Origin of the sequence: Rhizobium mongolense USDA 1844 (assembly GCF_000419765.1) — a bacterium.
GTDB classification, from domain to species: domain Bacteria; phylum Pseudomonadota; class Alphaproteobacteria; order Rhizobiales; family Rhizobiaceae; genus Rhizobium; species Rhizobium mongolense.
The window spans coordinates 41,111-65,136 of the sequence record NZ_ATTQ01000014.1 but is presented as its reverse complement, the minus strand read 5'-3'; the positions used below and the strand labels follow the sequence as shown (position 1 = coordinate 65,136).

Annotated in this window: 17 protein-coding genes; 6 read left to right on the top strand and 11 right to left on the bottom strand. The window is 60.4% G+C overall.

Annotated elements, in window-relative coordinates:
- The first annotated feature begins 114 nt into the window (after positions 1-114).
- Positions 115-3,645, top strand: a complete 3,531-nt coding sequence (locus A3C3_RS0124520) for an ATP-binding protein (protein WP_022717223.1) — start codon at positions 115-117, stop codon at positions 3,643-3,645.
- A 218-nt stretch (positions 3,646-3,863) separates the two neighbouring features.
- Here A3C3_RS0124520 and A3C3_RS0124515 read toward each other — a convergent pair whose 3' ends face one another.
- Positions 3,864-5,816 carry an acetoacetate--CoA ligase gene (locus A3C3_RS0124515; RefSeq protein ID WP_022717222.1) on the bottom strand — a complete coding sequence of 651 codons (1,953 nt, stop codon included), beginning with the start codon at positions 5,814-5,816 and terminating at the stop codon, positions 3,864-3,866.
- A 165-nt stretch (positions 5,817-5,981) separates the two neighbouring features.
- Between A3C3_RS0124515 and A3C3_RS0124510 the strand changes: the two genes are divergently transcribed.
- Positions 5,982-7,871 (top strand): AsmA family protein, encoded by a 1,890-nt coding sequence (locus A3C3_RS0124510; protein WP_022717221.1) that lies wholly within the window; start codon positions 5,982-5,984, stop codon positions 7,869-7,871.
- Between the two features lie 3 nt (positions 7,872-7,874).
- Here A3C3_RS0124510 and A3C3_RS0124505 read toward each other — a convergent pair whose 3' ends face one another.
- The 5 genes from A3C3_RS0124505 to A3C3_RS0124485 all read right to left on the bottom strand — a co-directional run bounded on the left by A3C3_RS0124505 (position 7,875) and on the right by A3C3_RS0124485 (position 13,501).
- The gene (locus A3C3_RS0124505) at positions 7,875-8,693 is read right to left on the bottom strand and encodes an ABC transporter permease (RefSeq protein WP_022717220.1); all 819 of its coding nucleotides are present in this window, start codon (positions 8,691-8,693) and stop codon (positions 7,875-7,877) included.
- A 3-nt stretch (positions 8,694-8,696) separates the two neighbouring features.
- Positions 8,697-9,608 carry an ABC transporter permease subunit gene (locus A3C3_RS0124500; RefSeq protein WP_022717219.1) on the bottom strand — a complete coding sequence of 304 codons (912 nt, stop codon included), beginning with the start codon at positions 9,606-9,608 and terminating at the stop codon, positions 8,697-8,699.
- Between the two features lie 2 nt (positions 9,609-9,610).
- Positions 9,611-10,753, bottom strand: a complete 1,143-nt coding sequence (locus A3C3_RS0124495) for an ABC transporter ATP-binding protein (protein WP_022717218.1) — start codon at positions 10,751-10,753, stop codon at positions 9,611-9,613.
- A 97-nt stretch (positions 10,754-10,850) separates the two neighbouring features.
- Positions 10,851-11,948 (bottom strand): polyamine ABC transporter substrate-binding protein, encoded by a 1,098-nt coding sequence (locus A3C3_RS0124490; protein ID WP_022717217.1) that lies wholly within the window; start codon positions 11,946-11,948, stop codon positions 10,851-10,853.
- A gap of 140 nt (positions 11,949-12,088) precedes the next feature.
- Positions 12,089-13,501: a helix-turn-helix domain-containing protein gene (locus A3C3_RS0124485; RefSeq protein ID WP_022717216.1), complete on the bottom strand. Its 1,413-nt coding sequence runs from the start codon at positions 13,499-13,501 to the stop codon at positions 12,089-12,091.
- Positions 13,502-13,661: 160 nt separating this feature from the next.
- Here A3C3_RS0124485 and aceA point away from each other — a divergent pair, with 160 nt between their 5' ends.
- The 3 genes from aceA (at position 13,662) to A3C3_RS0124470 (ending at position 16,434) form a co-directional block, all read left to right on the top strand.
- Positions 13,662-14,975: an isocitrate lyase gene (aceA, locus tag A3C3_RS0124480; RefSeq protein WP_022717215.1), complete on the top strand. Its 1,314-nt coding sequence runs from the start codon at positions 13,662-13,664 to the stop codon at positions 14,973-14,975.
- Positions 14,976-14,997: 22 nt separating this feature from the next.
- On the top strand, positions 14,998-15,234 hold the full coding sequence (locus A3C3_RS0124475) for an SMc00767 family acetate metabolism repressor (protein WP_022717214.1): 237 nt from the start codon (positions 14,998-15,000) through the stop codon (positions 15,232-15,234).
- Positions 15,235-15,342: 108 nt separating this feature from the next.
- The gene (locus tag A3C3_RS0124470; protein WP_022717213.1) at positions 15,343-16,434 is read left to right on the top strand and encodes a helix-turn-helix transcriptional regulator; all 1,092 of its coding nucleotides are present in this window, start codon (positions 15,343-15,345) and stop codon (positions 16,432-16,434) included.
- Positions 16,435-16,437: 3 nt separating this feature from the next.
- Here A3C3_RS0124470 and A3C3_RS0124465 read toward each other — a convergent pair whose 3' ends face one another.
- A complete protein-coding gene (locus A3C3_RS0124465; RefSeq protein WP_022717212.1) occupies positions 16,438-17,307 on the bottom strand; it encodes a LysR family transcriptional regulator in 870 nt (289 codons plus the stop codon).
- An 88-nt stretch (positions 17,308-17,395) separates the two neighbouring features.
- On the opposite strand from A3C3_RS0124465, the gene A3C3_RS39175 reads away from it, so the two are divergent.
- Complete coding sequence (locus tag A3C3_RS39175; protein WP_022717211.1) at positions 17,396-17,641, top strand: hypothetical protein; 246 nt, start codon at positions 17,396-17,398, stop codon at positions 17,639-17,641.
- Here A3C3_RS39175 and A3C3_RS0124455 read toward each other — a convergent pair.
- The 4 genes from A3C3_RS0124455 to A3C3_RS0124435 form a co-directional block, all read right to left on the bottom strand.
- Positions 17,614-19,458, bottom strand: a complete 1,845-nt coding sequence (locus A3C3_RS0124455; RefSeq protein WP_022717210.1) for a methyl-accepting chemotaxis protein — start codon at positions 19,456-19,458, stop codon at positions 17,614-17,616. The genes A3C3_RS39175 and A3C3_RS0124455 overlap by 28 nt on opposite strands.
- Before the next feature lie 216 nt (positions 19,459-19,674).
- The gene (locus A3C3_RS0124445; protein WP_022717209.1) at positions 19,675-22,206 is read right to left on the bottom strand and encodes a methyl-accepting chemotaxis protein; all 2,532 of its coding nucleotides are present in this window, start codon (positions 22,204-22,206) and stop codon (positions 19,675-19,677) included.
- A 294-nt stretch (positions 22,207-22,500) separates the two neighbouring features.
- Complete coding sequence (locus A3C3_RS46210) at positions 22,501-22,644, bottom strand: hypothetical protein (protein ID WP_022717208.1); 144 nt, start codon at positions 22,642-22,644, stop codon at positions 22,501-22,503.
- A 150-nt stretch (positions 22,645-22,794) separates the two neighbouring features.
- Positions 22,795-23,982 carry a BaiN/RdsA family NAD(P)/FAD-dependent oxidoreductase gene (locus tag A3C3_RS0124435; RefSeq protein ID WP_022717207.1) on the bottom strand — a complete coding sequence of 396 codons (1,188 nt, stop codon included), beginning with the start codon at positions 23,980-23,982 and terminating at the stop codon, positions 22,795-22,797.
- Positions 23,983-24,026 lie beyond the last annotated feature (44 nt).

The following is a 24,026-nucleotide window of genomic DNA, read 5'->3' as shown; positions in this document are numbered from 1 at the left end:
CAACGAATTAACCTTTCCACCCGAAACCCGACCCCTACGCTGGACCCATTTCCGGCGCGTCGTTATTAATAGACTGTTAATTTTTGAAGAGGCCGAAAGGGACAAGGTTCCGACATGCCCGCAGTCCAATACCCGTTCATCGACATTGCCGTGCATCAACGGGTGCGGGAACGCTTTTCACGTGGCGAAGCAATGGTGCTTTTCTCGGCCGACCTTTCCCGCTTGCTCTGGGCCAATGGCGCCGGCGCGGAACTCTTCAGCCAGACCGCCGTCTATGATCTTCTCGATCAAGGCGTGAATCGCGCCGACATCACCTTCCGCCAGATCGAGACGACCGCTCGCCAGCTCGCCGCGATCGGCGACACCAGAAGCCTAGTGATCCGGATCGCCAAGGGCTTCCAGCGGGCTCCGGCCCAAGCAACGGCCGAAATGATCGGGCTTTCGTCCGGCGAGCGCGGCATTCTGTTCTCGGTTCCCGTTTCTTCACAACCGCTTCCTGCCGCAGAAACCGCAGCGCGAATGCTACAGGGGCTCGACGATCCCGATACGCATATGGCCGTGATCGGCGCGGAAGGCGAAGTCATTGCGTCCTCGCCCGGCTTTGCGTCGCTCGGCATCACCCAGCAGACCGCCAAGACGCTGACGAACCTTGCAGGCGCCCATCCCGACCGGCTTGTCAAGCGTCCGGTCGCAACCGGCAAGGGGTACCTGCCCGCTGCCGTCGGCAAGCTCAGCGACGAACCGGCGCTCAATCTTCTCTTTGCCGTCGAAACCGTGCTTGGCAATCTCGACCCGATCGACGCCGCAGCGCCAGATGAACCGTTATCCACAGCCGCCGTTAACCATATCGACGAGCCGAAGGGCGCGAGGTTCGACGACGCGCTCAACGCAGTTGCGCATATCGAGGACGTCGAAGAAGCGCTGGAGATTGTCGACGGCGGGGAAACCAAGCCCGTAGCCGAAGCGGCAGATGAGCCGCTCATCGATCACGAAGAACCGGAAGAGCTTATCCTGTCCGAACCCGAGATGCCGCTCGCTGACCGCGCTGAGCCGGCCGGCGACGACACGGTAGACGCGGAGACCAGGACAGAGCCTGCCGATGCCGAGGTGCGGCGCGAGATCGAACCCGCCGGAAGCAATCCGGGGCGCGAAACCGAAGATGGCGGCCAAGACAGGGTGGCCGCCCAGCCGACAGCAAACGGCTTTGCGTTCAAGCCAAACAGCCGCGCGACGCGCTTTGTGTGGAAGATCGACGCTGACGGCCACTTCAGCGAAGTGTCGGGCGAATTCGCCGACGCCGTTGGTCCACACGCAGCCGATATCATCGGCGTTGCTTTTTCCGACATTGCGGCACTCTTCAACCTCGATCCCGAAGCCAAGATCGCCGAAGCACTCGAGCGCCGGGACACATGGTCAGGCAAGACGATCCATTGGCCGATCGAAGGGACGAGCTTGATCGTTCCCGTCGACCTCGCCGCGCTGCCGACCTATACGCGCAACCGGGAGTTCGACGGCTTCCGCGGCTTCGGCGTTGTCCGGCTTTCCGATGCCACCGAGGATCCGCTGGCGCTCGGTCTGACGCTCGGAGCCGATGCCTTCGGCCGCGACACGGGCGGCCCCGAACAGCCGCCGGAGGAGGCTGCTCCGGAGGCATCCGACGTGCAGCTCCAGCCGGAAGTGCCGGAAGCCGCACCGGAGCCCGAGGCGGCCTCCGAAACCGTGTCTCGCGAAGAGCCGCCAGTCCTGCGCGTGGTGGAAACGCCGAGCCGCCGGCTGACGGACAAGATCATTCAACTCCATGGTGCAGGCCCGGCGCTGAGCGCGGCCGAGCAGGCAAACTTCCGCGAGATCGCCAAACGCCTGGAAGCTTTCGGCGTTCGCGACGATGAGCCGGCTCCCGCCGAGCCCGATGCTGCAGAGAGCCAGGCTCCCACAGAGCCGGCAGAAGCTGCATCCGAAGGCGTGCCGAACGAGGCAATCTTCGAGAGCGCGAGCACGGCCGCCGAAGAACCGGCCGACGCAGAAGAGCACGTCGAAACGCCCGAGCCGAGTGAGAACGACGCCACCGAGGGCCTGCACGAAACCTTCAGCCCGATCGAGGTGCTGCACAGTGCCATCCCGCCGCGGGTGAAGATGACGGATGGGCTATCGGCCAACACCGTCGACCAGTTGCCGGTTGCCGTGCTCGTCCATGCCGGCGATGCGCTGATCCACGCCAATCCCGAATTCATGCGTCTGACCGGCTATGCTTCGCTTGGCGATCTCAGCGATGTGGGCGGGATCGACGCGCTGCTTCAACGCCGCGACTTGGATGAAAAAGCGGGACGCCCGGGCGCAATGGTGCTGGTAACGGCCGACGACTCGCTCGTGCCGGTCACCGCCCGCCTGCAATCGATCCGCTGGGAAGAATCCAGCGCGCTCATGCTGGCGCTAATGCCTGTCGAGGGAAGCGACGTTGCGCCGGCTCAAAACGAAGAAACCCGCTCGGACATCCGCTCCGACCGCATGATCGAAAAGGTCGCCAAGCTGCAGGTCGAGGTGGAAGAACTCCGCTCCATCCTGGAAACGGCGACGGACGGCGTGGTCGTCATCGGTGCAGAAGGCGACATCCGATCGATGAACCGCTCGGCAAGCGCGCTTTTCAACTATGATCAGGAAGAGACCCGCGGCAAACCCTTCGTGATGCTCTTTGCGCATGAGAGCCAGAAGGCGGTCCTCGACTATCTGAACGGCCTTTCCGGCCATGGCGTCGCAAGCGTTCTGAACGACGGGCGTGAGGTGATCGGCCGCGAGTCATCCGGCGGCTTTGTTCCGCTGTTCATGACCATGGGCCGGCTCACCTCCTCGAGCGGCTATTGCGCCGTCATCCGCGACATCACCCAGTGGAAGCGCACCGAGGACGAGCTTCGCAATGCGAAGGGCGCCGCCGAAACGGCGAATGCCCACAAAACGGATTTCCTGGCGCGCATCAGTCATGAAATCCGCACGCCGCTCAACGCCATCATCGGCTTCTCGGACATGATGGCGAGCGAGCGCTTCGGTCCGATCGGCCATCCGCGCTACATCGAATATGCAAACGACATCGGCCGCTCGGGCCGCCATGTTCTCGATATTGTCAACGATCTGCTCGATATCTCGAAGATCGAAGCGGGCGAGATGGATCTCGATTTCGCATCCGTCGGCCTCAACGAAGCGATTTCGGAGGCCGTGGCTCTGGTCCAGCCGCAGGCAAACGGACAACGCGTCATCATTCGTACGGCGCTGTCGCAGGCGGTGCCGAATGTCGTTGCCGATCTCCGCTCCGTCAAGCAGATCGCTCTCAACATCCTTTCCAACGCCATCCGCTTCACGCCGTCAGGCGGTCAGATCGTGGTTTCAACGTCATATGAAGCCAATGGCAGCGTCGTGCTGCGTGTGCGCGATACCGGCATCGGCATGACGCGCAGCGAACTCGATCAAGCGATGAAGCCGTTCCGGCAGGTTTCCGCCCAGTCGCGCCACCGCGGCGACGGTACGGGTCTCGGCTTGCCGCTGACCAAGGCGATGGTGGATGCAAACCGGGCGATCTTCTCGATCAATTCGGCGCCGAACGAGGGCACGCTGGTTGAGGTCACCTTCCCGTCGCAGCGCGTGCTGGCAGGCTGAATCAAAAAAGGCAGCCGCGAATGGCTGCCTGGAATTTGGTGCTGTTCAACAAGAGCTTGGTCGCTCAACATCATGTTTCGGGAGCCCGCAGGCAAGCTGCTTCGTTCATGCGCAGCCCCGACTTCCTTTACCTTTGACCAACCTTTCTTAACGAAAGGTTTCCAGGCGACGGAAACGATCAAACGATAGCTTATAGTTTGCGGTGCATTTGATTGAAATCAGACGCGCAGTTCCTCGAGTCCGACGAAAAGGTCGAGCGCCTCGGGATTGGCGAGCGCCTCCTTGTTTTTCACCGGCCGTCCGTGCACGACCTCGCGCACCGCAAGCTCGACGATCTTGCCGGATTTGGTGCGCGGAATATCGCCGACCGCGATGATCTTCGCCGGCACATGGCGCGGCGAGGCCCCGGTGCGGATGCGGGTCTTGATGGCCTTGACGAGGTCGTCCGTCAACGCGGCGCCCGGCGCGAGGCGAACGAAAAGCACCACTCGGACGTCGTCCTCCCAATCCTGGCCGATGCAAAGCGCTTCGGCCACCTCTTCCATCTGCTCGACCTGATTGTAAATCTCGGCGGTGCCGATGCGCACACCGCCGGGGTTGAGCGTCGCGTCGGAGCGGCCATGAATGACAAGGCCGCCATGCTCCGTCCATTCGGCGAAATCGCCATGGCACCAGATATTCTCGAAGCGCTCGAAATAGGCCGCTTTGTATTTCGCGCCATCCGGATCGTTCCAGAAGCCGACCGGCATCGACGGGAAGGCCTTGGTGCAGACCAGTTCGCCTTTCTGCTGACGCACAGGCTTGCCCTCATCATCCCATACGTCGACGGCAAGGCCGAGGCCCGCCCCCTGGATTTCGCCGCGCCAGACCGGCTGCAGCGGATTGCCCAGCACGAAGCATGAGACGATATCCGTACCGCCCGAGATGGAGGCCAGCTGGATGTCTTCCTTGATCCCCTCATAGACGAAAGTGAAGCCTTCGGGCGAAAGCGGCGATCCTGTGGATGTCATGAGACGCAGGCTCGAAAGATCATGGGTGGTGCGCGGCGTCAGCCCGCCCTTGCGCACCGCGTCGATATATTTCGCGGAAGTGCCGAAGACGGCAAAGTTTTCAGCCTGCGCATAGTCGAAGAGCACATTGCCGTCCGGCGCGAAGGGCGAGCCGTCGAACAGGCAAAGCGTGACGCCCACGGCAAGGCCGCTCACCAGCCAGTTCCACATCATCCAGCCGCATGTGGTGAAATAGAATAGCTTCTCGCCACGTTTCAGGCCGCAATGCAGCACATGCTCCTTCAGATGCTGCAAAAGCGTGCCGCCAGCGGAATGGACGATGCATTTCGGCACGCCGGTTGTGCCGGAGGAGAAGAGAATATAAAGCGGATGCGCGAAGGGAAGCCGCACGAACTCGACGGCTTTTGGCTGGTACGGTTTGATGAATTCTTCCAGCGTCTTCGCCTTCGCAGTCTCGCTCGCAACCGCTGCGGCATCGCCGGCATAGTGGACGATCACGACCGGAGCACCGAGGCTCCTTGCCACCGAAGCAACCTTCGACTTCACATCCTGCAGCTTGCCGCCATACCAATAGGCGTCGCAGGCAATGAAGAGCTTGGGGCCGATCTGCCCGAAGCGGTCGAGCACGCCCTGTTCGCCAAAATCCGGTGAACAGGACGACCATATGGCACCGATCGAGGCGGCGGCCAGCATGCAGGCGACCGTCTCCGGCATGTTGGGCATCATCGCGGCGATGCGATCCCCCTCGCCGATGCCGAGCGCGCAGTAGGCTTGCTGCAGCTGGGATACGAGCGCATGCAGCCGGTCCCACGACCAGCGATATTCGACCTTGTCCTCGCCGCGGAAGACGATCGCGTCAGCCGGCCCTTCACCCGAAAGCAGGTTCTCGGCAAAGTTCAGCTTCGCATCAGGAAAGAAACGAGCCTTGAGCATGAGATCGCCGTCGGCCAGCGCTCGTGCGCCCTGCTCCCCCTTCACACCGCAAAACGCCCAAACCGAGGTCCAGAACTTTTCGGGCTCATCGATCGACCAGGCATGAAGGTCCAAATAGGTCTCGAACTCCAGACCAAACTCGGCGTTGCAGCGCTGCACGAAGGCATGCATCGGGCTTGCCTCAATCGACTCTTTCGAAGGCACCCAAAGCGGCACGGTGTCACTCATTTAATCTCCTCCCCTATTATCCGCTATATACCATGCTGCACCGCATTATAAAGTGTGCATCGCTTCAGACGCAGGCCTCTCCAAGATTTGCATATATCTTTCGTTTCATATATCCGGCGAAATCGATAGCTAACGGATAAGCATCTGAAAATACTGGCGGAGCTTATGGGTACGTCAAAACAACCAAAATGGCGGCGCAAGATGATACCCGTTTCCCGCTGGCTGCCGGGTTTCGCGCGAATTGCAACCAGCCTGATCCTTTTCGCCGCGATCATTTTCGTGGCGCTTCGTGTTGCCGCCCCTTATCTCGTTTCGAGCGGACTGGTGCGCTCCGGCATCGAGGACGTATTGTCGAAATGGACCGGCTATCAGGCCGAGATCAAGGGCACGCCGGTTCTCGAATTCTGGCCGACACCGCGCATTACGCTGAACCAGATCACCATCCGCCAGCCCGAAAGCAGCGGCAACAAGCTGCTCGGCACGATCGAGAGCCTTTCGGCCGATTTCAGTCTCATCGACGCCATCCGCGGCAGCGCCCGCTTTCATGAATTCCACCTGCTGCGCCCCAATCTTTCCCTCACCCGCGACCAACAAGGGCTGATCGACTGGACCTATGCCGGGCAGCTTGCGAAGGCGATCACCAGTGCGCGCCAGGAAGGTGGAGCCGAAGTCCTCGATCAAAGGCTTGATGCGACGATCGGTGCGATCACCGTCGAAGACGGCACGCTCAATGTCGCCGATCTTGCAAGTGGCAAGACCTATCATTTCGAAGGCGTGACCGCCGATATCACCTGGCCGCGGCTTTCAAGTCCGATGACGGCGGTGCTGATTGCAAGAACGAGCGGGGAAGATTTGAAGCTCGACTTCTCGTCCAATAGCCCGCTGCTGATCTTCGGCGGCAAGGTTGCTCAGATCAAAACCGCACTCACCTCCAAGCTCATGACGGCAGAATTCACCGGTATCGGCGGTATCTCAGGTCTTGCCGGACTATCCGGCAACATGTCGGTCAATATTCCCGACCTGCCGGCGCTTTTGGCGTGGTCCGGCAAATCCATTCCGGACGTTGAGACGCTGAGATCCTTTTCGATCGAGAGCGACATATTTTCCGCCGCCAACGGCCTGCGCTTCAACGAAGTCGTGCTTGGGCTCAACGATGCGAATGCAACCGGCGTGATGGACATCTCCATTGGCACAAACGCGCGGGCAAGACTTGGCGGCACGCTGGCCTTCGACCGTATGAACCTCAAGCCCTTCTTCGACGCCTTTACTCTGCGCCTGGCCGCCGGCGAAGCCGGCGCGCCGGAAGATGGCGGCCCGCTGCAGAAGCTTGATGTCGACCTCAGGCTCTCCGCCAAGGAAATGCAGCTTCCGCCCTTCCAGCTCTCTGATGTCGGGGCAAGCATCATCGTTTCCAGCAACGAAGCCAAATTCGATATCGGCGACAGCCAGTTCGAAGGCGGAGAGATGACGGCGCATCTGGAGGCAACGCGCGGGAACTTCGACGGCGGCGGCAAGCTGCAGGTCTCGATCCGCGGTGCCGATTTTGCTGGGCTGATCGAACGGCTGCAGTTGAAAGGCCCATTACCGCTCGCGAATGGATCGCTCGACATTTCGCTCAAAACCAACAAGCCGATCTGGACGGCAGGTGCTGCCGACGTGAGCGGACAGCTTGCATTCCGCGGCAATGCGGGCTCCATCGCCGGCCTTGACGTCGAAGCCATCCGAAGCCAGGCCGCCCAGCAGAAATTTTTCCCGCTGAGCGCCGTTTCAGGCCGCGCGTTCGAATTCAATCGGATCGATGTGGCTGCCACTCTCGCGGATGGCTCGGCCGAGCTTCGCGGCGTCGGCGTTCAAGGTACAGACGAGACGCTGACCCTTTCAGGGATCATCCCGTACGAATCCAACGGACTGGCCCTTTCCGGATCCCTGCAGGCGACCGATGACGCCAAGAAGGCAGTGTTGCCACTTCTGCCGTTCTTCGTCGGCGGCTCTTGGCCGAACCCGGTGATTTCGCCGGTTCCGCTGATCAATCAGCAGCCACCCGGCGTCCAGTGATTTTCAAGGCGCGTTGGCGGCCGCACGCTCATCGCGTTCCCGCTGTATCTCGCGGCGCTTGGAGACGATCGAGGCGCAGATGACCCCAACCGTCACGATACCGATCAGAATCGTGCAGACCGCATTGATTTCCGGGGTCACGCCGAGGCGCACCTGGCTATAGATTCGCATCGGCAGGGTCGTGGCGCCCGGGCCTGACGTGAAGCTCGCAATCACGAGGTCGTCGAGCGACAAGGTGAATGCCAGGATCCAGCCCGAAAAGACGGCAGGCGCAATGATCGGCAGCGTCACCTCGAAGAAGGTCCGGACGGGTGGAGCGCCGAGGTCCTGCGCCGCTTCTTCGATCGAATGATCGAAGCTCACCAGCCGCGACTGCACGACAACGGCGACAAAGCACATCGTCAGCGTCGTATGCGCCAGCGTGATCGTCCAGAAACCGCGGTCAAACCCGATCGCCACAAACAGCAGCAGCAACGAAAGGCCGGTGATCACCTCGGGCATGACGAGCGGGGCATAGACCATTCCAGAGAAGAGCATGCGTCCGCGAAACCGCGTGTAGCGCACGAGCGTGAGCGCCGCGAGCGTGCCGAGGATGGTAGCCAGCGTGGCGGAGAGCACGCCCACGCGCACCGTCACCCAGGCAGCGTCGAGCAAAGCCTGATTGTACAGCAGCTGTGTGTACCATTTCGTCGAGAAGCCGCCCCACACGGTGACGAGCTTCGATTCGTTGAACGAGAAAATCACGAGCAGGACGATCGGCAGATAGAGGAAGGCGAAGCCGAGCGTGACCGAGACGATATTGAAGCGGGTCCATCGCAGCATGGCTTACCTTCCCTGTTCGTCGGCTTTGGCTTGCGCGTTCTGGAAGAAGACGATCGGGATCACCAGGATCAACAGCAGGATCGTCGCGACCGCGGAGGAGACCGGCCAATCGCGGTTCGAATTGAACTCGCTCCAGAGCGTCTTGCCGATCATCAGCGTCTGCGATCCGCCGAGCAGGTCGGGGATGACGAATTCGCCGACGGCCGGGATGAAAACCAGCATGCAGCCGGCGACAACGCCCGGGAGCGAAAGCGGGAACGTCACACGCCAAAAGGCCATGATCGGCGTGCAGCCGAGATCGTGCGCGGCCTCCACAAGCGTTCCGTCCATCTTTTCCAGCGATGAATAAAGCGGCAGAACCATGAACGGCAGGTAGGAGTAGACGATCCCGATATAGACCGCGATGTTGGTGTTCAGGATGATGAGCGGACTGTCGATGATCCCGGTGGCCAGCAGCACCTGATTGAGCAGGCCTTCCGGCTTCAGGATCGCGATCCAGGCGTAGACACGGATCAGGAAGCTTGTCCAAAACGGCAGGATGACGAGCATGAGCAGTGTCGGGCGGATGCTGCGAGGGGCCTGCGCCATGCCATAGGCGATCGGATAGGCGATGAGCAGCGTCAGGAATGTCGAGATCGCGGCGATAACGACGCTCGAGACATAAGCGTTGAAATACAGCGGATCGTCGATGAGGTAACTGTAATTTTCGAAGGAGAACGTCGACACCTTGTCCCAGAAGCCGGCCCAGCCATCGCCGAGCGAAAAGACGGGCGTATAGGGCGGCATCGCGATCGCCGTTGCCGACATCGAGATGCGGAAGACGATGAAGAACGGCGCGAGGAAGAAGATGAGCAGCCAAGCATAGGGAACGATGATCACGAGGCGGCTGTAGATCGCGGAACCGAGCTTGCCCATGGTCAATCCCTCAGCAGCACGCCGGCATCTTCGGCGAAAGAGATCCAGACTTCCTGATCGTATGTGAAGGGATCATCGACCGCACGCTGCGCATTGAGCGAGGAAGCCTTCACGACCTTTCCGCTCTTCAGCTTGACATGGAAAACCGTCATATCACCGAGATAGCCGATATCCCAAAGCTCGCCGGATGTGGCATTGACCGAAGGGTTCGGCGGCGGATGACGAAGCACCTTCAGTTTTTCAGGGCGGATCGCAAAGCCGGCATTGCTGCCCTTCGCAGGCTTATCGGATGTCGCGACCTTGATGGTGAGGCCGCTGTCAACCGCAATCTCGACCGTACCGGCCCCGGTGGAAGCCACCTGGCCGTCGAAGATGTTCACATCGCCGATGAAATCCGCAACGAAACGCGAGTTCGGGGCCTCGTAGATTTCCGCCGGCGTCGCCACCTGGATGACCTTGCCGTGGCTCATGACTGCGATGCGATCCGCCATCGTCATCGCCTCTTCCTGGTCGTGGGTCACGACGACGAAGGTGAGGCCGAGATTCTGCTGCAGATCCATGAGCTCGAACTGCGTTTCCTCGCGCAGCTTCTTGTCGAGTGCACCAAGCGGTTCGTCGAGCAAAAGTACTTTGGGGCGTTTGGCAAGCGAGCGGGCGAGCGCCACGCGCTGACGCTGACCGCCGGAAAGCTGGTTCGGCTTGCGGGAGGCAAACTGCTCCAGCTTCACCATCTTCAGCATCTGCATAACGCGCTCGATAATCTCGTCTTTCGGCATCCCGTCCTGGCGAAGGCCGAAAGCGATGTTCTTCTCGACCGTCATGTGGGGGAAGAGCGCATAGGACTGGAACATCATGTTGACCGGCCGCCTGTGGGGCGGAGTACCTGCCAGGTTCGTGCCGTCGAGGACCACTTCGCCGGAGGTCGGCTGCTCGAAGCCCGCAAGCATGCGCAACAATGTCGACTTGCCGCAGCCCGATGCGCCGAGCAATGCAAAGAATTCGCGATGATAGATATTCAGCGACAGGTCATTTACGGCGGTAAAGTCGCCGAACTTCTTTGTCACGTTCTTGAAGGAGATAAACGGCTTGGAAGCCGGATCGGCCCAAGGCGCGAAGGTGCGGCGAATATTGCCAAGTGACTTCATATTGTTCCCCGAGACATGATTTGAGAACCGGTCCTCCCCAACGGCCGACAGTCGTCAAGAAAAGGCCCGGGCGTTTCCACCCGGGCCGGAGTCTTAACTACTGGCCGGTAACGACCTTGGTCCAGATTCGTGTCACGAGACGCTGCGTCTTCGGATCGAGCGGCGGCACCGTAAAGAGCTTAGCCATGACCTCCGGGGTCGGATAGATCGCCGTATCATCAATCACTGCCTTGTCCAGCAGCGGCTGCGATGCCTTGTTACCGTTGGCATAGAAGACAAAATTCGATGCCTTGGCGGCAACTTCCGGCCTCATCATGTAATTGATGAATTCATGCGCCTCTTCGACATGCGGCGCATCCTTCGGGATGCCGAAGACGTCGAAGAAGATCTGCGCGCCTTGGGAAGGAACGGAATAGTCGATATTCACGCCAGCCTTTGCCTCGGCCGCGCGATCGCGCGCCTGGAACACGTCGCCCGAATAGCCGAGTGCAATGCAGATATCGCCATTGGCGAGCGCGCTGATATATTCGGAGGAGTGGAACTTGCGCACGAATGGACGGACGGCGAGCAGGACATCCTGTGCCTTTTCCAGCTCTTCCGGCTTCTTGCTGTTCGGATCGAGGCCGAGATAGGCAAGAACGGACGGAATGACGTCCGTCGGCGAGTCCAGCATATAGATGCCGCAATCCTTAAGCTTAGCGGCCTTGGCCGGATCGAAAAGAGCATCCCAGTTCGGCTTTTCGTCAGTGCCGAGCGCGGCCTTCACCTTGTCCAAGTTATAGCCGATGCCGGTCGTGCCCCACATGTAGTCGACGCTGTACTCGTTGCCCGGATCGAAGGTGGCGACGCCCTTCATCACCACGTCCCACATGTTCTTCAGGTTCGGCAACTTCGACTTGTCGAGCTTCTGATAAACGCCCGCAGCAATCTGGCGCTGCATGAAGGAAACGGTCGGAACGACGACATCGTAGCCGGTCCCGCCTGCAAGAAGCTTGGTTTCAAGCGTCTCATTGGAATCGAAGGTGTCGTAGACGACCTTGATGCCGGTTTCCTTGGTGAAATCCTCGAGGATGGAACTGTCGATATAATCCGACCAGTTATAGACGTTGACGACACGCTCCTGCGCAAACCCCGGCGCTGCAGCGAAAACGGCAACGACAGCCGTGGCCGCAAGTCTTGCGATTCTTGACCTCATATTATCTCCTGTCCGTTCTTATTATAAAGCGTTTGCAGGCATCACCCCGGACACCGTTTCCCTCTGGATTTTCGGGTAGACTAGAAAGGATTTTGTGAGGCGACAAGCGCAAAATCCTGCACTCTCAATGATTTCACCGGTCACTGGAAATCAAAGGCACTGAGCCCTGTTACCATCTCATCTAACCCAAGCGGGCGAGTGACAGGCGGTTCGGCGCGCGCAAGACAGCCCTTCCTTTCGCAGAGGCGACAGGCAGGCCCGATTGCCACCGGATGCAGGGTTGCCGAGAGGGCCTGGCCATAGGCAGTGCTGTCTTTGAGCGCGATATCGCAGCCGAGCAGAAGTGCTGTACGCCGGACCCGTTCGCCAAAGGGTGCATGCGGCCCTTCAAGCGTCCGCGCTATGGTAAGATACGCGGAGCCATCCGGCATCTCGGTAGCCTCGGCCAGAACTTGGCCCGGCTGGAGAAAGGCGGCGTGGATGTTGAGCTTTGGACAGCCGCCGCCGAAGCGCGCGTGAGGAAAACCTGCCGCTCCTCCCCGCCGCAGCCGATGGCCTGCGGCATCGGCCTCCATGACAAAGAACGGAATGCCGGCATTCGCTGGCCGCTGCAGCATGGTCAGCCGTGTCGCAGCCTGGCCGAACGAACAGCCGAAGCGCGCGCAAAGAATATCGATGTCATAACGCGATGCTTTTGCCGCGGAAAGGAACGCATCATAAGGCATCATCAGCGCAAGTGCTGCGTAACGCGCGAGCTCGAAGCGGACAATGCGCCTCGCCTCCTGCGTCGAGAGGCTGAGTGCTTCCAGTTCTCGCGCAATGGCGTCGCGAAGCGCGAGCGTTGAGACCTCGACGGCGATCTCCTGGAGCTGATCGGAAGCCGCAAGGCGCTCCGAAATAAAAAGCCGCATGGAATGCCGGTCGAAGCGGCGACGCAGATCGGGCATCACGTGCACCGGCAGGATGCGGACGCTGATGCCACGCTCTTTCTGCAGCCAGTCCTTCAGAACCTGCGCGCGTTCACCCGCTGGCAGAGTGACGAAGAAAGCCTCAGCAGCCTCTTCAAGCGCGCCGAAATAGGCAGAACGGCGCTCCAGCACGTCGCGCACTTCATCTGCCGGCAGCCGCGCGCCAGCGGCCGGCGCCTGCCCCTCTCCCGCCATCAGGACCGTCAAATCGGAAAGCCGCATAGCCTGCTCGCGATAGGCGCGATAGAGTTTCACGACACCGCTTGCCGCATTGGGCGCGGCTTCTGCGACTTCGATGAGTTCCTGGTCTCCGGGCAGTTCGCCCGAAAGCAAGGGATCGGCAAAAACCTCGCGCAATTGCGCAAGATTGTTTCCAGGCTCACTGTGCAGCTCCTCAAGGTCGACCTTGTAGACCGACGCCAGCTTCAAGAGGAGCTGCACCGTCAACGGCCGCTGATTGCGCTCGATCAGATTGAGGTAGGATGGCGAAATTCCCAATGCCTCAGCCATCGCCGTCTGCGTGACCGCCAGGCCGTTGCGAATCCGGCGAACTTTCGGACCAGCAAATATCTTCCGCTCGACCATTCGACATCTCCCGTATCGAAACGAATTTACAAACATTCACAAATTTACAAAATAACGTTGTAAATGCGCCTGCAACCTAACCTCAATTCCCTCCTAAGAATCAAGCTTTTCCTGGCATTTTGTGTGTTTTTGTAAATTATGTCACACAGCTGACAAGGCCATGTTTATCGCGAAGGAGGATATCGTGACAGAATTTGACAAGCTTATCCGCAATGCTCCGGCAGGCCGTTTCGACGGTATCGAGCGGCCCTATTCGCCCGAGGACGTGAAGAGATTGCGGGGCTCCGTCGAACTTCGCTATTCGCTTGCCGAGATGGGGGCGAACCGGCTGTGGCAACTGCTGCATCAGGATGATTTCGTCAATGCGCTCGGAGCGCTATCTGGCAATCAGGCAATGCAGATGGTCCGTGCCGGACTGAAGGCGATCTACCTGTCCGGCTGGCAGGTCGCGGCCGATGCGAACACAGCTTCGGCGATGTATCCCGACCAATCGCTTTATCCCGCCAATGCCGGACCAGAACTCGCCAAGCGGATCAACCGCACGCTTCAGCGCGCCGACCAGATCGAGACATCGGAGGATCGGGGACTTTCCGTCGAAACATGGTTTGCGCCGATCGTTGCCGATGCCGAAGCCGGCTTCGGCGGACCGCTCAATGCCTTCGAGATCATGAAGGCCTATGTCGAAGCTGGCGCTGCCGGTGTCCACTTCGAGGACCAGCTGGCATCGGAAAAGAAGTGCGGGCATCTGGGCGGCAAGGTGCTGATTCCGACGGCAGCTCACATCCGCAATCTGAACGCGGCGCGGCTTGCCGCAGACGTCATGGGGGTTCCCACGCTCGTCATCGCCCGTACGGATGCCGAAGCGGCAAAGCTGCTGACCTCGGACATCGACGAGCGCGATCGGCCATTCGTCGACTACGATGCCGGGCGCACGGTCGAAGGCTTCTATCAGGTGCGCAATGGCCTCGAGCCCTGCATTGCCCGTGCCGTTGCCTATGCGCCGCATTGCGATCTCATCTGGTGCGAAACCTCCAAGCCGGATCTGGAGCAGGCGCGCCGCTTTGCCGAGGGCGTGCACAAGGTCCATCCCGGCAAGCTGCTTGCCTACAATTGCTCACCGTCGTTCAACTGGAAGAAAAACCTCGATGACGCGACGATCGCCAAGTTCCAGCGCGAACTCGGCGCGATGGGCTACAAATTCCAGTTCATCACGCTCGCTGGTTTCCACCAGCTGAACTTCGGCATGTACGAACTGGCGCGCGGCTACAAGGACCGGCAGATGGCTGCCTATTCGGAACTGCAACAGGCCGAGTTCGCCGCCGAGGCTCAGGGCTACACAGCGACCAAGCACCAGCGCGAAGTCGGGACCGGCTACTTCGATGCCGTCTCGCTCGCCATTACCGGCGGCAAGTCCTCTACGACCGCAATGAAGGAATCGACCGAACATGCCCAGTTCAAACCCGCAGCCGAGTAGCCACACCAAAGGAGAAAAGGCCATGGCTTCCATCGCACGTGTCCGCGAAAGAGCGGAAGAACAATCCTCCAGCATGAGCGCCGATCAGCAGGCCACGATCCGCATGCTCGCAAACGACCTGCACCGGCTGAATCAGTCCGTGATGAAGGCCGTCGAGGCCGGCGTCTCGGTCGAGCTCGTGCGCTCCGCCCGCCACCATGGAGGAGACGGCAATTGGGGCGATCTCCTGATCCCCGTCGTCGTCGCCAACAGGATGTAGGATCAGAGACGGCGGCGCCGCTCCGGCGCCGCCGTCTGCGTTATTCGACGTAATTGTCACTGTCACGAAAGGCGGGCATAATAAGCATCCGCTCATTTGAGACGCCGGATGCCCGCCACGACTGACGCCAATCTTGAATCTCTAACTGACCTGGTCTATGGCGCATTGTTTGGCGAAACGGACTGGCAGGACTTTCTCGACACCCTCAATACGAGAATGCCCGATGCGAAGACGACGCTCTTCTACCATGACAGCGTGGCAGGCGCCGGTGCCTTTTCGCTCTGCTCAGGCTTGGACGATACCGGCCTGGAAGACTACAACCGGTATTATTGCACCATAAACCCGTGGATGCCGAAGGCAGCCGTCCGGCCGGTCGGCCTCGGCGTCATCGCCGACCAGATGCTTCCGCATGTCGAACTCGTCAAAACGGAATTCTACAATGACTTTCTGCGTAGTATCGGCTGCCGTAGCAGTATTGGCGTGACGATCCTTCGCGAGAACAACCGGTCCTTCAATCTATCGACGCTGACATCGAGCACCGACACCGGCTTCAACCGGATCAACGCCGATCTCCTGACGCGGCTTGCGCCGCATCTGCAGCGGGCCTTCGATTTCATGCGCCGGGACAACGCAGGCAATGAGACGGGCCGTTCGCTGTTCGACGCGATCGGCGTCGGGCTCATCTACATCAGCGAAGGCCGCCAGATCCGATCGATGAATCTTGCCGCGGAACAGATGCTCGGCACAGATGCCGGGATCAGCGTCACGCCAACAGGACGTCTGAGTTCCAGCGATCGGGATTTCCTCGAGCATCTCGCCCTTTTCTCCGGCTACCGCCCCCCCGCCGCGGCAGGGCCGTTCACCGCAAGATTCAGTTCTCCCTGCGCCTCGTTCAAATGCACGCTCGTGCGCCTCACCTCCGATTTCATGACCGAGTTCCTGCAGGGGCCAACCGCAGCAGTCGTCATCGAGCGAATACCCGTTGCGTGCCCCGAGTTGAACGATCATTTGCCTGCAAAGCTGCAACTGACTGCTGCCGAACTGCGGATCGCCTCCTCCATCGCCGCGGGTCTCTCGCCGCGCGAGACGGCCAGGCTGCATGGCATCAGCTACGAGACGGCTCGGACGCATCTGAAGAAAATCTATTCCAAGCTCGGCGTGAACAGCCAGGTCGCGCTTGTGCGACGTCTGATGCCGTAGAATTCAGCTGCGGCTGGCGCGCTTGCCGGCGAAAAGATCGGCATAGCTTTTCAGCAGCTTCGTCATGCGATCTGCGACAGTGCGGATCTCCGGGCGATGGCGATCCTCGTTGTTCAGCACGATCCATTGCCGGTGGCGCAGCTCCGCCAGCTCGCCGCCGAGCCGTTGCAGTTCCGGATCAAGATCACCCACGAAGCAGGGGAGCACCGCCTTTCCCGCACCTGCACGGACGAGGTCCGGCAGTGACCGGGGCCGGTTGACCGTCGCAACGATCGGCTCCGGCGTCTGGCGGTACGGCCAGCGGAGATAGGCAGAAATGGCCTCATCCTCAGCGACCGCAATCCATCGGTTTTCCAACTCGCCGGCATTGCGCCGGACATAGACGGCATAAGCGACTTCGCCCAAAAGCCGAGCGGCGAGATTGGCTTCGTCCGGCTCGAAAGCGCGGATGCCGATGTCGCTCTCGCGGTAGGCGAGATTGGCCCGCGCCTCTCCGATCGTCAGCACGATGTTGAAAGCGTCGGCAGGCATGCGGATTGCGGAGAAGTTTCCTGTCAGCAGCCAGGCCACCCAGGTCCCGGCTGCGATCTTCACCGTTGCGCCGCCCTCGCCGGCCTGGCGCCAGGCATCGACTTTCCGGGCCGCCGCTTCCATCTCCTGGAGATGGTCGAGGAGCGTCTGACCGTCGGCCGTCAAGCGGTAGCCGGTCTGGCTGCGGGCAAAGAGCATCCGTCCCGTTTCCTGCTCCAGTTCAAGCATTCGCCGGCCGACCGTGGCCGGGCTCAAGCCGCTCGCGACACTCGCACCGGTCAGCCCGCCGCGGCGCGCGACCTGCAGGAAAAGCTGATAGGAGTCCCATGGGGTGTTTTTCATTGATGAAAAACATAGCCGGATCTTCGATGTTTATGAAGCGATTTTTGATGTGTATTTGAAGGGATGTCTTTAACGGAGGACGTCACCAATGATCGACCAGATCATGATTGCCAATTTCCTCGGCCTTTCGCAGAACTGCCAGCCAATCCAAAAGCGTGAGAGGACCGAGGATGACTTCTACAGGGATTTTGGAAGCTCGCCTTTCGTAAGCTTCACCGCGTGGCTTACAAGCATCAGCCTCAAAAAGCAGAAGGACCGCGCCCTTCCGGCGCGATCCTCCTCCAAACCTTCAAGCTGCAAGCCCGATCAGGCTGCCTGCCTTGCCCGGCCATGAGACTGTGTCGACGCTTCGATGCGGAACTGCTGCAGCAGGCTCATCAGCGTGTCGGCCTCGTCGGCGAGCTGGCGGCTTGCTTGTGTGGTTTCCTCGACCATCGAAGCGTTCTTCTGGGTCATCTGGTCCATGGCATTGACCGAACCGTTGACCTCCTGGAGCGCCGCCGACTGATCCTGGCTCGCCGTGGCAATGGTTTCGACGTGCTTGCTGATCGCAATGATCTCGTCGCTGATCGAGGCGAGGACGCTGCCGGTTTTCTGTACCAGCGCAGAGCCTGCCGTCACTTCTTGGCTGGACTTCTCGATCAGACCCTTGATCTCGCGGGCGGCATCTGCCGAGCGCTGTGCCAATTCGCGGACTTCCTGTGCGACAACCGCAAAGCCCTTGCCCGCCTCGCCGGCGCGCGCCGCTTCGATACCGGCATTGAGGGCGAGAAGGTTCGTCTGGAAAGCGATGTCGTCGATGACTTCGATGATCTGTTCGATCTGCTGCGAAGCCTGCTCGATGCGCCCCATCGCGGCCACGGCCTCGCTGACGACGACCCCGGAACTGTCGGCGGTTTTCTTCGTGGCGGTGACCGCGTTGTTTGCTTCGCGAGCGCGCCCTGCAGACGAGCGCACGGTCACAGTGATCTCTTCGACGGCAGCAGCTGTTTCCTCCAAGCTGGCGGCCTGCGCTTCGGTTCGCTTGGAAAGTTCGCCGGCTGAGCTCAGCATCGCGCCGCTATTGCGCTGGATGGCATTGGCGTTTTCGCGAATCTGCACGAGGGTATCCTGCAGGCGGAGAAGCGATGCGTTGAAATCGACGCGCAACTGCTCCAGCCGGCCGACAAACGGCGTCTCGATCGTCTGTGAGACATCGCCCTTAGCGAGGCGTCCGAGGCCGGCCGCAAGCTGGTTCACGGCAAAGTCGATCTGAGCGTCGAGCGAACGCTTATCGGCGTCGTTGCGGGCACGCTCGGCTTCGCTCAGCGCCCGCTGTTCCGCGGCCTGCGCCTCAAGATCCTGCTGGGCGCGGGCGCTGTCGCGGAAAGCGGCCAAAGCACGTCCTATCTCCCCGAATTCGTTCTTCTTCCCGAGGCAGGGGATTGTGCCGTCAAGATTGCCGGCGGAGATCGAATGAACGGTCTGCGTCAGCGCAAACAGGGGCTTCACGCAGGCGCGGATCGCAAAGAAGGCAAGCAGGCCGACAAGCAGCATGACGGCAGCGCCGACGCCGAGAACCATAGTCTGCAGGTGATTGATGCGGGCGAAATAGACTTCCATCGGAATGCCGATGAAGAGGATGCCGATATTGGCGCCGGCGGCACTCTTGACCGGGAAGTAGCCGGTCATGAAATTCCGCCCGAAGAGCTGCGCCGGACCGTAGTAGGCCTTGCCGTTCGCGAGAACCGGTTGCGCGGGATGATCGGCTGCAAGCTTGGTGCCGACAGCGCGGCTGCCATCTTCCTTCTTCACGTTGGTCGAAACGCGGACATAGTCATTGCCCTGCTTCTGAAAGACCGTCGCGACACCGGCGATCGACTGGGCCGTGCGATCGACGAGGGTATGGTCCTTGAATTCGGGAATGCCATCTTCCGTCACGGCGAGAAGCTCGTCCCCCGTCACGCCGACAGCCGCGTTCGCATCCGCCGCACCATAGAGTACCGCCATCGTGCGGCTTGCGCCCTTTGCGTCCGAAACGGCGCTTTCCATCACGTATCGGCTAAGATTGTGATATGTGACAGCGACGATCGCCGCGGTGCTGATGGCGAGCAGAGCAAGCGTGATCGCAACCACCTGACGCACGATGGACGTCGAAAAGAATCGCGGCATGAAGACCTCCGGTGAGTACAACCAAAGTAAGAATAAGAGAAAAGCGTTAAGGATTTTTCTCGCAGCCGGCTTGCCTGACAAGTTGTTGCCACTGGCCTGCTGACAGCTGCTTTCCTGCCTGCCGGATTAGCTGCACCGGTATGGCCAGTTTGCAACCATAGGAAAAGCGGCTCCGGAGACCGAAGCCGCTTCGCGAATGGCAAGATGGCGCGGAGTTTATGCCGCGCGATAGAACGCAGCGTCCGAACCTTCGCCGTCGATCTTGAACTGCTGGACGAGACCGAGAAGCGCGTCCGCCTGACAGGCAAGTTCGCGGCTCGCGGCTGTCGTCTCTTCCACCATCGCGGCATTCTGCTGGGTCATCTGGTCCATCTGATTGACGGTCGCATTGACTTCCTGCAGCGCACTCGACTGGTCATGGCTTGCACGGGCAATCATCTCGACATGCTGGCTGATCGTCACGATCTGCGCGCTGATCTTTGCAAGCACGGTACCAGTCTCCTGCACGAACTGCGAGCCTGAGCTGACCTCCGTCGTCGACTTGTTGATCAGGCCCTTGATTTCCTGCGCGGCAGCGGCGGAACGCTGCGCCAGTTCGCGGACTTCCATGGCAACGACTGCAAATCCCTTGCCTGCATCGCCCGCCCGCGCGGCTTCGATACCGGCGTTCAGCGCCAGCAGGTTGGTCTGGAAGGCGATCTCGTCGATGACGCCGATGATCTGTTCGATCTGGCGCGATGCGTCCTCGATGCGGGTCATCGCGTCGATGGCGTTGCTGACGACGGTTGCCGAATCGTCGGCGCTGCGCTTGGCCTCGCGAACGACCTGGTCGGCATCCTTGGCTCGCGCCGCCGACGAACGGACGGTGACGGTGATCTCATCGACAGCGGCCGCCGTTTCCTCGAGAGAAGCGGCCTGATGCTCCGTGCGCTTTGCGAGATCTTCGGCGGACTGAGCCATCTGATTGCCGTTGCCCTGGATCATTTGGACATTGTCGCGGATCTGGCTCATCGTCGCCTGGAGGCGCAGCATCGAGCCGTTGAAATCCTGGCGCAGCTGCTCGAGGCGGCCGATGAACGGCGTTTCGATCGTCGTCGAAATGTCGCCCTGCGCCATACGTTCGAGGCCGGCGGCAAGCTCGGTGACGGCGAACTCGATCTGGCGATCCATCTCGCGCTTTTCGGCGTCGTTGCGCTGGCGCTCCTGTTCGGCGGCTGCGCGCTCTTCTTCGCTTTCTTCCTCGATGCGGATCTTCGAGATCGCATTTTCCTTGAAGATGCCGAGGGCTCGGGCCATGTCGCCGATCTCGTCGAACCGCCTCTCACCGGAAATGCTGGTATCCAGCGCACCGTCGGCAATGCGGCGCATGGCGGCAGTGATCTGGCCGATCGGACGCTGCAGCGTCAGCACCAGGGCGAAGCCGCCGACGATCGAGACGAGGATGCCGAGGCCGGTGGTCAGAACGGAGATGCTGTTTGCCTGCGTGCGCTCGGTTCCTGCCGACTGCTTCTGCAGCTCGGCGAAGGTGGTCAGTTGGCCCCAGACGCTATCGAGCTGCTGACGGGCGGCTGCATAGTCAGTGGTACGCTGGCCGATCGTCGCAACCAGCTTTTCGCCGTCGCTGTCCATGGAAGCCAGTGCGGGCGACATGGCGGCAACGATGTCTTCGGCGAAGTCCATGCCCTTGGCGCTCGCAAGCAGCGTGTTCAGGTTGGTGCCGAGCGTCGTGATTTCCTGATGCAGGCGAACGCGGTTGTCCGGGTTCGGCTTGGCGGTGAATTCGCCGAGTACCAGCTGCAGCGAATAGATCGAGGTCTCAAGACGGCGAGTGTCTTCGAGAACGGAGTTCGTCTGAGCGATGCGGCCGTCGAGCTCGACGAAGGTCGTCGTCGCTTCCCGCATCATCTGCGTAGCCGTCAATTGCGTATAGGTCGACATCTGGCGGAAGCGGGAAACAAGGCGGCCAAGGTTGGCAATCGCTTCGTCGGTCGCCGCATCAGGCGCTGCCGCCTGCGTCTTCAGGTCGTTGATCGTCTGGGCAATCGACTGCGTCATGCTCTTCTGGTTCTGCGGCACGGAGATTTCGATGAGGCGCTGCGCCTTGGCGATCTGCGGGATCGCGTCGGTGACGACCTTCAGCTTGTCGGCAGGCACCTGCGCCTTGTTGAAGGCAGTCATGACGGAGGCAAGCGTATCGCCACCCTTCAACAGCCGATCGGCGGCGCGGAGCGTCGCGGTGGCCTTGCCTTCGTCGTTGCGAATATTTTCCTGGAGCTGCTGTGCGTCGTAATTGACATTGAAACGGCTGCTGATCAACGTCTTCTGTGCGTCATCGATCGACTTGCGAAGCGCCAGCTCCTGTTCATGAAGAGACCATAGCTTGCCGACGGTATCCGCAATCCCAGCCGTGCCGTCCGACGCGGCTTGCAGGTTCTCGCGGCCACCATTGTCGCCGATCTGGTTCAGGGTGGCTTTCAGCGTGTCCCGCTGCGTCTTGATGTCGGTGTAGAGCTTGTCGCGCGCTTCCTGGTTGGTGATCTGCAGGAAATCGCCCATCGAGCCATACAGATCCTTGAAGCCACTTAGCGACTGGAGGACGCTGTTTGAAATCTCCATGCGGCCCTGCAGCAGGCCGGAGGCATAGAGGCCTGTCAGGCCGACGGCGGAAATGGCGACCACGAAAGGCAGGACGAAGATCAAAACCTTGGTCTTGATCTTGAAGCGCGAAAGGATCTTGTCAATAAACATGGCGATACCGGCCTTCCATACACCACTCCTCCCACCGGCTGAAATCGGCGCCGGCCGAGTGCATCGAGCTGATTGTGGGACACTGGGGAACCCGAGGGGTCAGGCGGCAATCATTGCCAAATCATCTCCGGCACAAAAGCGGCGATGCCCAAACATTCGAGGTGAATGTGACAGAAGATATCTTAATATTCAGATAAGCTGAACCGTTTGAAATCGTGTCTTCCCACAACAGCGTATCCGCCCAGAGTTTGCCGCATAAGGACAAAGCGCAAAAAGTATGACGAAAGGGGTGTGTCAGAAGACGTGAACGATCAGGATGCTCACAAGTGCCGCCGTTGCACCGGTCGCGAGCATGAGGAAGCGGGAGGTCGCAAGCTTCGTATCAGGCTTTGCCTGAGCGATTGCGATGGCGCGGGCGCGTCGTGCGTTCCTGTTCATGCGAAGATCCTCACTTCGTTCAAGACTCAACAATCCATCAAAACGGCTTGCCGGTAAAGCGCGATTTAGGAAGCTCTTTCCTAACGGCCATTGGGACACGATGGCGCAACCTTCTTAACGAGTCTTGAATCTCCTGCTCCAGATTCCTGCCTACAAGGATTCACCTGCGGCAAAACCCGAGGCCCAGGCCCATTGGAAATTATAGCCGCCGAGCCATCCCGTCACATCGACGCATTCGCCGATGAAATAGAGGCCGGGTACGCTTTTCGCCTGCATCGTGCGGGAGTCGAGCCCAGTGGTATCTATGCCTCCAAGCGTCACTTCGGCGGTGCGATAGCCTTCCGAGCCGGAAGGCTTGATCTTCCAGTTCTGCACCGCATCGCAGAGGCGGATGAGCCCCCTGTCCGAGAGATCGGCCATGTTGCCGGAAATGGCTTCCCGTTCCGTCAGATATTGCGCCAGCCGCTTCGGCAGGATTTCACCGAGCGCCGTCTGGGCCGACTGGCGGCCGTTCGCCTGCTTGGCTTTTTTCAGATGCAGCAGAAGGTCGACGTCCGGCTCGATATCGATGGCGATCTCATCCCCTTCCCGCCAATAGGAGGATATCTGCAGGATTGCCGGGCCGCTAAGGCCGCGGTGGGTAAAGAGCAGGGCCTCGCGGAAGCCGGTTTTTCCATGCCGTATTTCGGACGGCGCCGAGATCCCCGAAAGCGGCGCAATGCTTTCCAATAGGACGGGATCGAGCGTCAGCGGCACGAGACCCGGGCGCGTTTCGACAAGCGCCAGACCGAACAGTTCGGCGATGCGGTAAGCAAAACCCGTCGCACCCATTTTCGGTATCGACTTGCCGCCGGTCGCCACGACGAGCGAGGCGCACTCGTATTCGCCTTCGGACGTCCTGACGCGAAAGCCGTCGCTGTCTTTTTCAACGGCCAGGATTTCGGTCTGCAACCGCAGTTGCACACCTGCCGCCCGCATCTCGTCGAGCAGCATCCGGATGATGTCCTTGGCACTGTTGTCGCAGAAGAGCTGGCCGAGCGACTTTTCATGCCAGGCAATTCCGTGGCCCTCGACCATGGCGATGAAATCGGCAGGCGTAAAGCGTGCAAGGGCGGATTTGCAGAAGTGCGGATTGGCGGACAGGAAGTTCTTCGGGCCGGCATGGATATTGGTGAAGTTGCAGCGGCCGCCGCCCGAGATGCGGATTTTCTCCCCCGGCGCTTTCGCGTGATCGAGCACGACCACGGAGCGGCCGCGCTGCCCGGCGCGGATGGCGCACATCATTCCGGCGGCGCCCGCGCCTATGACGATCACGTCGCTCTTCAGTCTCAAGCCCATTTCCCTTCCGTGAGTGGCGCCTTCTTTTTCTATCAAATGGCGAA

Coding starts and splice junctions, on each gene's coding strand:
- A3C3_RS0124520 (WP_022717223.1), top strand. CDS start 115: ATGCCCGCAGTCCAATACCCGTTCATCGACATTGCCGTGCATCAACGG.
- A3C3_RS0124515 (WP_022717222.1), bottom strand. CDS start 5,816: ATGAGTGACACCGTGCCGCTTTGGGTGCCTTCGAAAGAGTCGATTGAG.
- A3C3_RS0124510 (WP_022717221.1), top strand. CDS start 5,982: ATGGGTACGTCAAAACAACCAAAATGGCGGCGCAAGATGATACCCGTT.
- A3C3_RS0124505 (WP_022717220.1), bottom strand. CDS start 8,693: ATGCTGCGATGGACCCGCTTCAATATCGTCTCGGTCACGCTCGGCTTC.
- A3C3_RS0124500 (WP_022717219.1), bottom strand. CDS start 9,608: ATGGGCAAGCTCGGTTCCGCGATCTACAGCCGCCTCGTGATCATCGTT.
- A3C3_RS0124495 (WP_022717218.1), bottom strand. CDS start 10,753: ATGAAGTCACTTGGCAATATTCGCCGCACCTTCGCGCCTTGGGCCGAT.
- A3C3_RS0124490 (WP_022717217.1), bottom strand. CDS start 11,948: ATGAGGTCAAGAATCGCAAGACTTGCGGCCACGGCTGTCGTTGCCGTT.
- A3C3_RS0124485 (WP_022717216.1), bottom strand. CDS start 13,501: ATGGTCGAGCGGAAGATATTTGCTGGTCCGAAAGTTCGCCGGATTCGC.
- aceA (WP_022717215.1), top strand. CDS start 13,662: ATGTTTATCGCGAAGGAGGATATCGTGACAGAATTTGACAAGCTTATC.
- A3C3_RS0124475 (WP_022717214.1), top strand. CDS start 14,998: ATGGCTTCCATCGCACGTGTCCGCGAAAGAGCGGAAGAACAATCCTCC.
- A3C3_RS0124470 (WP_022717213.1), top strand. CDS start 15,343: ATGCCCGCCACGACTGACGCCAATCTTGAATCTCTAACTGACCTGGTC.
- A3C3_RS0124465 (WP_022717212.1), bottom strand. CDS start 17,307: ATGAAAAACACCCCATGGGACTCCTATCAGCTTTTCCTGCAGGTCGCG.
- A3C3_RS39175 (WP_022717211.1), top strand. CDS start 17,396: ATGATCGACCAGATCATGATTGCCAATTTCCTCGGCCTTTCGCAGAAC.
- A3C3_RS0124455 (WP_022717210.1), bottom strand. CDS start 19,458: ATGCCGCGATTCTTTTCGACGTCCATCGTGCGTCAGGTGGTTGCGATC.
- A3C3_RS0124445 (WP_022717209.1), bottom strand. CDS start 22,206: ATGTTTATTGACAAGATCCTTTCGCGCTTCAAGATCAAGACCAAGGTT.
- A3C3_RS46210 (WP_022717208.1), bottom strand. CDS start 22,644: ATGAACAGGAACGCACGACGCGCCCGCGCCATCGCAATCGCTCAGGCA.
- A3C3_RS0124435 (WP_022717207.1), bottom strand. CDS start 23,982: ATGGGCTTGAGACTGAAGAGCGACGTGATCGTCATAGGCGCGGGCGCC.